This is a genomic window from Roseovarius sp. THAF9, assembly GCF_009363715.1.
Taxonomy (GTDB): Bacteria; Pseudomonadota; Alphaproteobacteria; order Rhodobacterales; family Rhodobacteraceae; genus Roseovarius.
The window spans coordinates 568600-581628 of sequence record NZ_CP045404.1 but is presented as its reverse complement, the minus strand read 5'-3'; the positions used below and the strand labels follow the sequence as shown (position 1 = coordinate 581628).

Sequence of the window (13029 nt, the reverse complement as noted above, 5' to 3'; positions counted from 1 at the left end):
AAAAGATGAACCCTGCCAAGGCCCGCCCCGACCCACGGTCTGGAAATCCGGACATGACCGGGGGCCGAGGATGTGTTTACCTGCCCCCGAATTGTTTTTTGCATAGGGGGACTCGATGCCATTTTCCACCACCCGCGCCCTTGCGCTCACCACCACGCTCCTTGCCGCCCCGGCGGCGCTGGCCAATGACAATGTGATGGTCGTCTTCGACGGCTCCAACTCCATGTGGGGCCAGATCGACGGCACCGCCAAGATCGAGATCGCCCGCGACGTCATCGACAACCTGCTGGGCGACTGGACCGACGACCGCAGCGTCGGCCTCATGGCCTACGGCCACCGCGCCCGGGGCGACTGCACCGATATCGAGGTGATCGTCGAGCCCGGCGCGGCTCAACGCTCCGAAATCCTCGACCGGATCAAATCCATTACCCCCACCGGCAAGACCCCCCTGACCGACGCCGTGGAACAGGCCGCGACGCAGCTTTCGTACACCGACCGCCCCGCCACCGTGGTCCTCATCTCCGACGGTCTGGAAAGCTGCGAGCGGGACCCGTGCGAGCTGGCCCGCGCGCTGGAAAAAGGCGGCGTCGGCTTTACCGCCCACGTGGTGGGCTTCGGCCTCGGCGCGGATGAGGACACCGCGTCCCTGTCCTGCATCGCCGAGGAAACCGGCGGGCAATACATCCAGGCCTCCAACGCCGACGAGCTTGGCGCGGCCCTCTCCGCCGTCGCCACCGCCGTCGCCGAACCGGAGCCAGAGCCCGAACCGCAGGTGCCCCGGGTCACCGTCGACGCGCCGGACACCGCCGTCGCCGGCAGCCCGACCACCATCACCTGGGACCCGACCCAATCCGAGGCCGACTACATCGCCGTCACCCCCGCAGGCGCGCCCGAATCCGAACTGGGCCAATACACCCGCATCGGCAAGAACACCGATGTGACCTTTGCCATGCCCGGCGAACCCGGCGCCTACGAGGCCCGCTACTACAGCACCGAGACCAAGACCGTGCTGGGCACCGACCCTATCGAGATCACGCCAGCCCAGGTCACCCTGCAAGCCGCCGACACCGTCCAGACCGGCGCGCCCGTGACAATCAGCTGGTCGCCCACGATCAACCCACGCGACTATATCGCCATCGTCCCCGTCGGTGCCGAGCCCGGCACGCTTACCAACTACCGCGCGATCAACAAGCACGAGAACTTCGACCTCACCGCCCCCGCCGATCCAGGTCTGTACGAAATCCGCTATATCCTCAACGTCGACAGCCGCACCGTCGCCAGCCGCCCGCTCGAGGTGGCCGACCCGCAGGTCACGCTCCAGACCCCTGAAACAGCCCTCACCGGCGCCGAAATCCCGGTCAGCTGGTCCGGCACGGTCAACGCCAAGGACTACATCACCATCGTCCCCATGGGCGCCGAGGAAGGCACCTACACCAACTATTTCCCTGTCCGCGACGACAGCTCCGGCCGTCTTCTGGCCACTGCCGACCCGGGGATGCATGAAATCCGCTACATCCAGCGCGAGGGCAACAAGACGCTGGCCCGCGCCACGATCGAACTGCTGACGCCCGAGGTCACGATCAGCGGCCCGGCCACCGCCGTCACCGGCGCGCAGGTCCCCGTCAGCTGGACCGGCACCGTGAACGCCAAGGATTACATCACCATCGCGCCCGTGGGCGCCGATGCCGGAACCTATGGCAGCTACCAGCCGGTGCGCGACGACGACACCGTAACGCTCACCATGCCCTCCGATACCGGCATGTACGAACTGCGCTACGTCCTGCGCGAAGGCCCGCGCGTGCTGGCGACCGCCCCCATCGAGGTCGCCGCCCCCGAGGTCACCGTCTCCGGCCCGGACACCGTCGCCACCGGCGCACAATTCACCGTCTCCTGGACCGGTACGGTCAACCCCAAGGACTACGTCACCATCGTGCCCGTCGGGGCCGAGCCCAATACCTACGGCAGCTATCAGCCCGTGCGCGACGACACCGAGACGCGCCTGATCGCGCCGTCGGATCCCGGCATGTACGAGTTGCGCTACCTTCTGCGCGAAGGCCCCAAGGTCATGGCCACCGCCATGATCGAAGTCACCGAGCCGCAGGTCACCGTCTCCGGCCCCGAATCCGTCAGCACGGGCGCGCAGTTCACCGTCGGCTGGACAGGCACGGTCAACGCAAAGGACTATGTCACGATCGTCCCCGCCGGGGCCGAACCCGACACGTTCGGCAGCTACCAGCCCGTCCGCGACAACTCGGAAACGACGCTCACCGCCCCTGCCGATCCCGGCATGTACGAACTGCGTTACCTGTTGCGCGAAGGCACAAAGGTCATGGCCACCGCGATGATCGAGGTCACCGAGCCTCAGGTCACAGTGTCCGGCCCCGACAGCGCCGCGACGGGCGCGTCCGTGACAGTCGAATGGACCGGCACCGTGAACCCGCAGGATTACGTCGTCGTCGTCCCCGCCGGTGCGCCGGAAAACGAGTTCGGCAACTACCAGGTGGTGCGCGACGCGTCCCAGGTGGCGCTCACCATGCCCGCCGATCCGGGCATGTACGAACTGCGCTACCTGATGCGCGAAGGCCCCAAGGTGCTGGCCACCGCGATGATCGAACTGACCCCGCCCGAGGTCACGGTCACCGGCCCCGAACAGATCCGCGCAGGCGATGAGATCGCCGTGGACTGGACCGGCACGGTCGCCACCAACGACTACATCAACCTCGTCCCGATGGGCGCGGCGGATGACACATTCGGCACGTACATCCCGGTGCGCGAGTCCACCTCAGGCACACTCAAGGCTCCTGCGGAAACCGGCCTCTACGAAGTGCGTTACGTCCTGCGCGAAGGCACCCGTGTACTGGCCCGCCACACGGTCGAGGTGCTGGCCGAGGACGCCGCCCTCAACACCGGCGCCGCCCTCACCGCCCCCGATACGGCGGCCCCCGGCAGCACCATCGACGTCGGCTGGCAGGTGGACAGCACCAGCGCCGACCAGCGCATCACGCTGGCGCGCGGCAACCAGGCGATCTTTACGTGGCTCCAGGCGGTCAAGATCACCGACGGCGCCACCACTGCGCAGATCACCCTGCCATCCGAGGCCGGCGTCTACGAACTACGTTTCCTCGACGTCTCGGGGCAAGAGGTACTGGCGCGCAAGGTCATCACCGTAGAGTAATCACGCCGCGCGATCGCCAGACCGTCCGAACGGTCTGGCGGTCCCTTGCCAATACCGCCACCCGTCCCGGGCTTGACCCGGGACCTCATTGCCGGATGGCGGATCGTCGGCGCACGTCGCATTAACCGCGCATTCACTGCGCACGCCCCGTTAACCCGCCAAAACCGTGAAAATGGCACCGTCGCGACACCACCCAAATACCGACGCGATACCGACGTCCCGTTTCTGTTCAAATCGGCTCGATTAATCCGCGTAGGGTGGGTGGAAACCCACGCGCCCCGAACCCGGCGCTAATCCTTCAACCCCGGCTCATCAAGCAAGTGCCGCCCCTGCCGGTCCTCCACCTCGATCACCCACAAATCAGGATCGAACGACCGCTGTTTCGCCACTGTCTGATCGACGTCCCGCTCGTCCCCCTCGGCCAGCGTGACCCAAGTCCGCGCGCCGCTCATCAGGTCGAAAGAGCGTTGAAAAACAGCCGCTTGTCCATCCAGCGTGTTCAGCTTTACCAGCACCGCACCGCCCGTGTCATCGCCATGCGCCACGACGAAGGCCGGAATGTCCATCACCCTCAGCCGCGCCAGGTAGGCATGCACCCAGAACTCCGCCGTCAGTCGGCTCATGGCACATCCCGCCCCGGACTTCGATCCAGGGCCTGCCCCGGACCCCGATCCGGGGCCTCTGCGCCAAGGCCGATCACCCGTTCCCGTCCTTGAAATCAAGGCCCATCTCGGAATACCGCTCGGCCTCGTCCAGCCAGTTGGGCCGCACTTTGACTTGCGTGAACAGGTGCACCCGCCGCCCCAGGAACTCTTCCAATTCTGTCCGGGCTGCCTGGCTGACCGCCTTGATCGTTTCGCCTTTTTTGCCCAGAACGATCCCCTTGTGACCGTCCCGCATGACATAGATCACCTGGTCGATCCGCGCCGATCCGTCCTCGCGCTCTTCCCAGTTCTCGGTCTCGACCGTCAGCTGATAGGGCAGTTCCTGGTGCAGCCGCAGGGTCAGCTTTTCCCGCGTCATTTCGGCGGCGATCATCCGCATCGGCAGGTCCGCAATCTGGTCCTCGGGATACAGCCACGGCCCCTCGGGCATCTCGTCCGCCAGCCATTTGCGCAGGTCCTCGACCCCATGCCCCTTCTCGGCGGAAATCATGAAAGTCTCAATGAATTCATGCCGTTCGTTAAGCTCCTTGGTCAGCCCCAGCAAAACCTCGGACTGCACCCGGTCGATCTTGTTGATCGCCAGCGCCACGCGCCGCCCCTTGGGCAATTCGTCCAGCCCGTCCAGGATCTTCTCGACGCCTTCCGTGACGCCGCGATGGGCCTCGACCAGCAGCACCACCACGTCCGCATCCGCCGCCCCGCTCCAGGCCGCGGCCACCATCGCCCGGTCCAGCCTGCGGCGCGGCGCGAACAGCCCCGGCGTGTCCACGAAGACAAGCTGCACGTCGCCCTCAATGGCGACGCCGCGGATGCGCGCACGCGTGGTCTGCACCTTGTGGGTCACGATACTGACCTTCGCGCCCACCATGCGGTTGAGCAGCGTGGACTTGCCCGCGTTGGGCTCCCCGATCAGGGCGATGAAACCGGCGCGTTGGGTCATGATGCAAAGCCTTTTGTCATAAGGGCGTCCCCTACCCGATCCCTGCGCACTTGACCAGTTCAGAACACCGCATGGTCGCCCCGCTCCAGCACGACCTCCCCCGCTGCAAGCCTTGCATAGAACTCTTCCAGGCGGTCTTGCCCGAATTCCGGCGTTGCGTCGGCATCATAGCATTGCCGGGTGCCATCCCACACCAGCATCGACTCGGTCGCGTAATAGCGCCCGATCCGCGCCAGCTCCGCCTTGGCCCGGGCGCGCCTGCTTAACCTCCCGGTAACACTCAATGTGGCAATGATGGCGTCAAGCAAAGCCACGGGAACCCGCTTCATCCGAAACGGCACGCCCAGCGATTCGGCCAGCAAGCGACCCTGCTCCTCGGGCGTCAGTGCCGGACCGGGCCCGCCCAACGGCAGGATACGGTTGTCACAGGCCGGATTTGTCAGCGTGTTCGCGATGAACCGCGCCAGATCGGCGTCGCTGATCGGCTTACAGGCGGTCAACCGACCGTCACCGAATGCAAGGTACGGCTTGCAGGCGCGCATCCTGTCCATCTGCCCGGACAGCGATTTGAAAAACGCCGTCGGACGCACGATCACGTGGCACAGCTCCGAGGCCCGCAATTCCGCCTCGAAGGCCAGCTTGGCTTTCTGGAACGCCAGCACCGGCTTCTGCACGCAGATCGCCGACAACAGCACGAAACGGCGCACCTCCTGCGCCTCCGCCGCCCGCAAGGCCGCCGCGTTCAGCCGGTGATCCACAGCCCACGCATCGCCGGGCGTGCCCGACCGCGACGCCAGGCAACTGATCACCGCATCGGTCCCGTGCATCGCCTCGGCCAGAAGATCCGGCGCTGACACGTCCCCGACGACACACCGAAGGCGTTCGGACACTGCCGGGTCCGCGCGGCGCAGCGGGCAGATCACATCATGCCCATCCGCCAGCAACGCCTCAAGAACCGCCCGCCCGATCGTGCCGCTCGCGCCCAAAAGCACAACACGCATCGACGCGCCGGCGGGCTGCGACAGATAGGCTGGATCGTCTTGCATCAACAAAACCCGGTCATGGCTTGTCAAGACTACACCAAGCCACGGTTGCAAACCAACTCAGAGCACGCAAGGTCGGCGCATCGCTGCAAATCCTTTCAAAAAGGATTTTCCAAAAGCTTTCAAAAAGCTTTTGGTCCCGCCTTACGCCGCCGCCCCGTCCGTGAACTGCAGCCGCGCCAGCCGCGCATACAGCCCGTCCTCGGCCACCAGGCTGTCATGCGTGCCTTCCGCCACGATGCGCCCCTGCTCCATCACGATGATCCGGTCGGCCTTCTTCACCGTGGCCAGCCGGTGCGCCACGATCACCGTCGTGCGATCCTTGGCCAGCCCATCAACCGCCCGCTGCACAGCCCGTTCGCTTTCGGCATCCAGCGCCGAGGTCGCCTCGTCCAACAGCAGTACGGGTGCATCCCGCAGGATCGCGCGGGCGATCGCCACCCTTTGCTTCTGCCCGCCCGACAGCATCACACCGCGCTCGCCCAGGTACGTGTCATACCCATCCGGCAGCGCCATGATGAACTCATGTGCCGCCGCCGCCCGCGCCGCCGCTTCGACTTCGGAATCCTCTGCGTCGATCCGACCGAACCGGATATTGTCCCGCGCCGAGGCGGCAAAGATCACCGGCTCCTGCGGCACCAGCGACAGTTCCGCCCGGAAGTCCGGCCGCGCCATCTGATCGAGCGGAACACCATCCAGCGTCACCTGCCCCGATTGCGGGTCATAAAAACGCTGGATCATCTGGATGATCGTGGTCTTGCCCGCCCCGGACGGCCCCACAAGCGCCACCGTCTCCCCGGGCTCGATCACCAGGTTCAATTCATGCAGCGCCGGGGCATCCGGCCGCGTGGGATAGGTGAAGCTGACATTTTCGAAGGCGACGCGCCCCTTTACCGGACGCGGCAGCGTTCCGGGCCGGACCGGGTCTTGTACCTCGTCCTCGGCCTGCAACAGCTCGACCAGCCGTTCCGTCGCTCCGGCGGCCCGCTGCAGCTCGCCCCAGATCTCCGACAGGGCCGCAACGCCACCGGCCACCATGACCGAGTAGATGACGAACTGCACCAGGGTGCCCGCCGTCATCTCGCCGGCGCGCACGTCCCGCGCCCCGATCCAGAGCACGCAGACGATGCCCGTAAACACAAGGAAAATAACGATAACCGTCATCAGCGCCCGCACCCAGATACGCCGCCGGGCCACGTCAAAGCTCCGCTCGGTCACGTCCGAGAATGCCACCCGGCTGGCCCCTTCATGGGTGAAGGCCTGCACCGTCTGCACGTTCAAGAGCGCCTCGGAGGCGTTGCCGGAGCTGGCCGCGATCCAGTCCTGGTTCTCACGGCTCAATTTGCGCAACCTCCGCCCCAGCGTCAGGATCGGCACGATGATCAACGGCACCAAGAGCAGCACCATCCCGGTCAGCTTGGCCGAGGTGAACAGCATCAACACCAGCCCGCCCGCGAAGATCAGCAAGTTGCGAAGCGCGATCGAAATCGACGACCCGATCACCGAAAGGATAAGCGTCGTATCCGTGGTCACGCGGCTCAGGATCTCACCCGTCATGGTGCGCTCGTAAAAGGCAGGACTCAGCCCGATCACCTTATCGAACACCGCCTTGCGCATGTCCGCCACGACCCGTTCGCCCAGCCGCGTCACCAACGCATAGCGCAGCCCCGTCCCGATCGCGAGCAGCCCCGCGATACCGACCGCGGCCAGGAAATACTTGTCCAGGATGGTCCCGTCCTCGACCGAGAAATTATCGACCACGCGCCGCACCGCCAACGGCAGCACCAGCGAAACACAGGCCGTCAGCACAAGTGCCAGAACCGCCAACGCCAGCAAGCGTCGGTAAGGTTGCAGAAACGGCCAGAGTTCCGACAGCGCGCCCATGCGCTTCGATCCCTCCCGCTCGATCATGTCTGCGCCGTTCTCGGCCCGTCTTACCATGGATCCCCGTACGTGTTTTTCATCCGGCCCTTGTCATGGCCGGGCGCGTCGCCGGGGTCAAGGGCGTAACATCCGCTCGGCCATCGGGGCACGTCGGTCCATGGGGCGGCGAGGGCGCAAAACTGGATCGAGCGGCGGGAATCGACCCCGTATCCTCAGCGTGGAAGACAGATGCCAGTGTCTTGCTTCAGCACCAACGGGTCGGTTTAGGGCGATTTGATAAGAGAGGATTTCTGACACAGCGTAACCACCAAGCAGTGGAGATGAACCAGAAACCCGTAACCAAGCAGAGCCACGGCGAGACGGTAGCCAAAGACATCCGTCGCGCGACCCGCAGACAATATTCAGCGGAAGAGAAGATCAGTATCGTGCTATATCGGTCGCGCCTTCACCTACGGGCTCGACGCGATGGGGCAAGAAAGTGTGACCAGGACACTCGAGATTGTCCACAAAGAGCTCGACGTCTCCATGGCGCTCTGCGGTCATCAGAACGTCACCAGGGTCGACCGAGATATCCTTCTGATTCCAAGGGATTTCACCGGCAATCGAGCTTGAGGTCTGACCCGGAGCTTATTCCCGGTTTCTCGCACAAGATCTGCATCAAGGTCCTGGGAAGAACTCCTCTGTTTTTCCCGAAAGTTTGTAAAAAGCGAGCCCCAGCCATTCCTTGGCCGCTCGGTCTGTCATGGCGAGCCCGTCGGTAAACTCATAGAAATAAAGTGGGTCAAAGGGCGGGATCCAGCGGTAATCGACAGGGTAGGGCACCGGCTCGACTCCGCCGGCCCGAAATACGCCTATCGTGCGCGGCATGCGCGCCGCGGAGGTCACGACCCACCAAGTTTTGTCTTTGTCCTGCTGCATGAGCGCGATCGAGTTCTGTACGCGATCTTGGGTCGAGGCTGAGATGCCGTCCACCTCGATGCGGTCTTCGGAGACGCCGAAGAGAACCATCAGCCGCTTCATGCCATCCGCCTCGCGCAAGGGTTCGAACGGAAAGTTTCCGCCATGACCCGCGCTGACGATGACACGTGCCTCGGGAAATCGGCGTGCCAGCAGGGTTGCTGCAAACACCGTTTCCGCCCCGTCGCGGAACTCCACCGGCGATCCGGTCGTTGCGGCATAGACTTCGGACACGCCGCTGCCGATCACCACAATCCCGACGGGCGGCGCGGCGGCGTCCGGATCGGCTGCGACGAACCGCTGTTCCAGCGGGGCGACAAGACCTTCGCCGGCCGACGTGTAGCCGAAAATCAGGAACCCAGCCATCGAAAGCGCGATGCAGAAACGCCCGGATGCGAGCTTGCGAAGCACCAACAGCGCAAGCCCCAAGATCCCGAGAAGAAAAAAGAGATTCGAGGGCACGAGGACAAATCGCAACAGATCGAAGAGGCTCATCGTGCCTCTCCCGACTGGATCAGGTTTTGGTCAATAGACTCTTGCATATGTAATTCTCGGTGCGCCGCTTGAACGTCGCCTCAAAGCTGTGCTGGATCGCGAAAGCGCGTGCCTTCTGAGCCGCGATGACTAGGCGCTCACGGTCGGCGTGCAGCTCTGCGATGACCTGCGCCAGCTTGCCCGCATCTTTCATCGGCGCGAGAAACCCGGCCCCAGACAATCGCTGAAAACCGCTGAATGCCTCGTTGTCAAACCCGGCTATGGGCACGCCGCACGAACTGACCTCTGAATATGTGCTCGACGGGTCTCCCTGAGGATGGCAGCACACGAAAAGATCCGGGTCCTCCTTGAGGAAAGGCACCCAGCCGCTGCGAAAATCGATCGGTGCATGGATGGTCACGAGATCCTGTAGCGCATAACGCGCGATTGCACTTCGGAGGGCGGGCTCGTCCGGACCCGTTCCATAGATCTCAAGCTGGAAGGGCACGCCGCGGTCGCGCAGCTCTCGGGCGACCTCGGGCAGGTGCAGCGCGCCCTTCATCGGCACGAACCGCCCCCCGAAAACAAGCCGCAACGGAGCGCCCTGGCGCAGTCGATCGGCTTTGCGCCGCAGCTCCTGAGGCGTAATCACATCCGCCTCGCGTACACGGTTATCGAAATAAAGGAACGCATCCGGACAGATTGGGCGGTAGGCGTCGAATGTGGGCGTTCCATTGCACTGAAGACCGGCGGAAAGCCTGATGAGGCGTCGCCTAACGCGTTCCGTTTTCCACGCCCACTGCTTGCGTCTCATGGTCACGATCGGGTTGGCGCCTTGGGCGTCGATGATCTGCCATTCGGTCTTGAGCGTGTATTCCGACACCTGGACAATCGGCACGCCGATCCGGTTGCACAAGACCGTGGTCGACTTTTCTTCTGGCGCAAGCGAACCGACAGCCAGAGCAGCGGATTTAAGTCGTTCCGCAAGCTCTGCTGGCGATCGCGGCAAAAGCTCGATCCGGTGTGAGCCGTCCGGCCCGTCAACCTCGACATGGTCCATGTCCGACGAAGGCTTGTCCGAAAGCTTGAAAAGGCTGACAACCGATCCCGGCCAGGATTTCGCGTACTCGGTCGCCCCGTCTAGGTATTTCTGTGTCACCACCAAACGCCCCTGCGCTGTCCGGTGCGCCTTGAGGATCGGCATCAGGACGAGGTCGGTGGGTTTTGATCCGGTTGTCATGCGAGCTTGTCCAGAAGCCGGTCGAGATCATCGAGATCGACGCTGAAGCCGCGCTCGGCCGGATCTCCGACAAGAAAGGCGAAGCGCATGTCCATGCAGTCTGCGAATTCCTTGTAGGGGGTGGCGAAACGGTCTGGAGGCTCAAGCACGAGGAACGTGCCGTCGCCAGCCATGCTGTAGATCGCATGTGACAAGTGGCTACCCTCGACACTGACGATCAGACGCGCGTCAAGCAGGCGTCGTGAGGTCTCTTCCGCGCTGAGCCTGGCCGGCTCGACGATCTCGAAACCGCGCTTTTCCAGATGCGCCTCAAGCGCCGGTTCGTTTGTTACAAGCCGAGACTCTCCGGTCGCCCCGCGTTTGAGATAAACGAGACCAGTTCGCTTTTCATCGGCGGTGTCCAGCGCGGCGCGCATACGCTTTCGAAGCGTATCATAGCGGCTGCGTTTGGAGGCATTCTGAGCGAAATCGGTATAAACGACGAGTTCGTCCACGCGCGCCCGGTGCACCAACTGCGGTCGCGGCAGGTCGAGCAACTGCCGATAGCCAGCTTCGTGCTCGTAGACTTTCGTTTCAAGGACAATCGGCGTTTCTTCGCGACCCGGCAGCAAGGCCAGTGGGAAATCGTCGAGCACAAAATTACCGAAGAAATTGCTGCCGGGGCTGTTCGAGACCAGATGCGCCCGGTTGAGCCGCCTGCGTTTGGATCGGCGCGTGTTGATCAGCCGTTCTTCGCCGAACCCGCGCTCGCCCTTGTGTGCGCCGCAGTAAAGCCAGGCACCGTTGAGCCGCGCGTCACGTAGCAGATAGGCGACCGTCGCGGAATGAAGGATCGTCTCGCCATGCACGCGAGGCTTCTCGTACTCCCACGACGTCCAGGGAGAAAAGGCGGTGATTTTGTCCAGCGCGCCCTCGAGAAAGATCGCGGGAGGAGACGCGGCTTTGTGCTCGGGTGATATCTCCCAGCTGTCGCTGGCGACCTCTTCCACAGAAAGTCGGCGTCCGGTTCGCGTCCGGTGCATGCCCCACACGAGCAAATCAGTGTTGAGCCTCATGGCGCGCGGAGAAGATCGATGATCCGATCCTGCGCTTTGAGCTCGAGATCCGGAAACAGCGGCAGGCAAAGGATGCGGTCTGCCGTGTCGCCTGCCACCGGAAGCGTGTCCCGAGCGGCCGATGCCATGTCCCGAAACGAAGGCAGATCCGAGATAAGCGGAAAGAAATACATGCGGGCGAAAATACCGTCGCGCTTCAATCGCTCGAAGAGTTCATCGCGCGAAAGCGGATACGCGGCGTCGACCAAGATTGGAAACATATAGTTATTGGGTACCAGATGCTCGGGGATCGGTCGCACCGGGCAAAGCCCTTCAATCTCCTTCAGCGCGTCGAGATACCGCGCGACCAGGGCACCACGCCGGGCGATATCGTTAGAGACATAGGGCAGCTGCGCGAGGCCGATCGCCGCATGGAACTCGCTCATTTTCGCATTGAGCCCAATCTCGGGGGCGTTGATTTCATCGTCAATGCCATGGTTGATGAGCCGGTCGACCTTTTTCTTGATCGCAGGGTCACGGGTGATCACCGCGCCGCCCTCGAAGGTGTTGAAGACCTTCGTGGCGTGGAAACTCACCACCGAGCAGGTGCCGAAATCCAGCAGGCTGCGGTCGTGCAGGCGCGCCCCGAAGCAATGCGCGGCGTCGAAGATCAGCGGAATTCCATGCTCATCCGCAATCGCTTGCAGGCCTTCGATGTCGCAGGGATGTCCGTAGCTGTGCACAGCCACGATTGCCGAGGTACGCTCGGTGATGCTCTCCGCCACGGTGCGCGGCGAAAGGTTGAGAGAGTCCGGGTCGATATCCGCGAAGACCGGCGTTGCACCAGCCATGACGATGGCGTTTGCGGTCGCGACAAAGGAAAACGGCGTCGTAATGACCTCGCCGCGGACGTCGAGCGCCCTCAGTGCGGCGATCAGACCAAGTGTGCAATTCGAGGTCAGGGTGAGATGTGTCAGCCCGAGACTGTCGCACAGCTGCTCCTCGAGGGCTTGCGCCATTGGACCATTGTTCGTTAGCTTGTGCGTTTCCCAAATGCGCTCGAGATGAACAATGACCTCGTCCAAAGGGGGCAGAGCGGGACGCGTTATATAGACACCGTTCGGTTGAGCCATACCAAAAATCGCTTTGTCGTCGCATAAAAGAACGTCGTATCAATCAATATCAGAAGTCTAGCCATAAACATGAATGTTTTTCAACTCCGTCATTCCCGCGCAGAAAGGCCGGCGACGGCCGCAGGCGCATTGGCGGCGTCTCATTTGCCCGAGCACGCCGGATACTTGGCGCTACCCTAGGGCTAGGGTTCATAACCAATAGATGACGGTCGCTGCGAGGACGATTGCCGATAGGAAGACATTTGGACAGCGATCATAGCCGCGATGATCTTCGCCAATTATGCGTCGCCGTTGCCAACCGAGACGGACTATCTCATGGACGTCGTTTACGAAGGCGGCGCAAGCGATATCGGAAAAATACGTCTGATCGTGAATGGTCGGGACGCTTTCGTATGAATACTGGCACAGGGTTGCATTGGCCTCGTAGAAGGTAGGTTGGCCAAGCACAATGCAGGTGACCTGTTTCTGGTCACCTCCGGTTACG

9 protein-coding genes and 2 pseudogenes are annotated in these 13029 nt (G+C 63.2%); 2 read left to right on the top strand and 9 right to left on the bottom strand.

Annotated features, from left to right (window positions below; all coding sequences use genetic code 11):
- Positions 1 to 115 precede the first annotated feature (115 nt).
- Positions 116 to 3175, top strand: a complete 3060-nt coding sequence (locus tag FIU86_RS02890; protein ID WP_152473707.1) for a VWA domain-containing protein — start codon at positions 116 to 118, stop codon at positions 3173 to 3175.
- A gap of 290 nt (positions 3176 to 3465) precedes the next feature.
- On the opposite strand, the gene FIU86_RS02885 is transcribed toward FIU86_RS02890, so the two are convergent.
- From FIU86_RS02885 to FIU86_RS02870, 4 genes are all read right to left on the bottom strand, one after another.
- The gene (locus tag FIU86_RS02885) at positions 3466 to 3798 is read right to left on the bottom strand and encodes a DUF1491 family protein (protein ID WP_152473706.1); all 333 of its coding nucleotides are present in this window, start codon (positions 3796 to 3798) and stop codon (positions 3466 to 3468) included.
- 73 nt (positions 3799 to 3871) lie between these two features.
- On the bottom strand, positions 3872 to 4780 hold the full coding sequence (gene era, locus FIU86_RS02880) for a GTPase Era (RefSeq protein ID WP_152473705.1): 909 nt from the start codon (positions 4778 to 4780) through the stop codon (positions 3872 to 3874).
- Between the two features lie 59 nt (positions 4781 to 4839).
- Positions 4840 to 5826, bottom strand: a complete 987-nt coding sequence (locus FIU86_RS02875; RefSeq protein WP_254703925.1) for an NAD(P)H-binding protein — start codon at positions 5824 to 5826, stop codon at positions 4840 to 4842.
- Between the two features lie 141 nt (positions 5827 to 5967).
- Positions 5968 to 7764: an ABC transporter transmembrane domain-containing protein gene (locus tag FIU86_RS02870; RefSeq protein WP_152473704.1), complete on the bottom strand. Its 1797-nt coding sequence runs from the start codon at positions 7762 to 7764 to the stop codon at positions 5968 to 5970.
- 372 nt (positions 7765 to 8136) lie between these two features.
- Here FIU86_RS02870 and FIU86_RS02865 point away from each other — a divergent pair.
- Positions 8137 to 8319: pseudogene (locus tag FIU86_RS02865) on the top strand (alpha-hydroxy-acid oxidizing protein); the annotation flags it as partial.
- 45 nt (positions 8320 to 8364) lie between these two features.
- On the opposite strand, the gene FIU86_RS02860 reads toward FIU86_RS02865, so the two are convergent.
- The 5 genes and pseudogenes from FIU86_RS02860 to FIU86_RS02840 all read right to left on the bottom strand — a co-directional run.
- Complete coding sequence (locus FIU86_RS02860) at positions 8365 to 9159, bottom strand: YdcF family protein (protein WP_152473702.1); 795 nt, start codon at positions 9157 to 9159, stop codon at positions 8365 to 8367.
- Between the two features lie 19 nt (positions 9160 to 9178).
- The gene (locus FIU86_RS02855) at positions 9179 to 10378 is read right to left on the bottom strand and encodes a glycosyltransferase (RefSeq protein WP_152473701.1); all 1200 of its coding nucleotides are present in this window, start codon (positions 10376 to 10378) and stop codon (positions 9179 to 9181) included.
- Positions 10375 to 11367, bottom strand: coding sequence for a glycosyltransferase 61 family protein (locus FIU86_RS02850; RefSeq protein WP_172977409.1), 993 nt, complete (start codon positions 11365 to 11367; stop codon positions 10375 to 10377). The genes FIU86_RS02855 and FIU86_RS02850 overlap by 4 nt, the downstream gene beginning before the upstream one ends.
- Before the next feature lie 62 nt (positions 11368 to 11429).
- Entirely contained in the window at positions 11430 to 12497 is a 1068-nt protein-coding gene (locus tag FIU86_RS02845; protein WP_216647198.1) for a DegT/DnrJ/EryC1/StrS aminotransferase family protein, read from the bottom strand.
- A gap of 237 nt (positions 12498 to 12734) precedes the next feature.
- Positions 12735 to 12825, bottom strand: a pseudogene (locus FIU86_RS02840) (IS5/IS1182 family transposase); the annotation flags it as partial.
- Positions 12826 to 13029: the final 204 nt, after the last annotated feature.

Excerpts from the sequence above, each read along its gene's own strand:
- FIU86_RS02870 (WP_152473704.1), bottom strand. The coding sequence starts at position 7,764 with ATGGTAAGACGGGCCGAGAACGGCGCAGACATGATCGAGCGGGAGGGA.
- era (WP_152473705.1), bottom strand. The coding sequence starts at position 4,780 with ATGACCCAACGCGCCGGTTTCATCGCCCTGATCGGGGAGCCCAACGCG.
- FIU86_RS02860 (WP_152473702.1), bottom strand. The coding sequence starts at position 9,159 with ATGAGCCTCTTCGATCTGTTGCGATTTGTCCTCGTGCCCTCGAATCTC.
- FIU86_RS02890 (WP_152473707.1), top strand. The coding sequence starts at position 116 with ATGCCATTTTCCACCACCCGCGCCCTTGCGCTCACCACCACGCTCCTT.
- FIU86_RS02855 (WP_152473701.1), bottom strand. The coding sequence starts at position 10,378 with ATGACAACCGGATCAAAACCCACCGACCTCGTCCTGATGCCGATCCTC.
- FIU86_RS02875 (WP_254703925.1), bottom strand. The coding sequence starts at position 5,826 with ATGCAAGACGATCCAGCCTATCTGTCGCAGCCCGCCGGCGCGTCGATG.
- FIU86_RS02885 (WP_152473706.1), bottom strand. The coding sequence starts at position 3,798 with ATGAGCCGACTGACGGCGGAGTTCTGGGTGCATGCCTACCTGGCGCGG.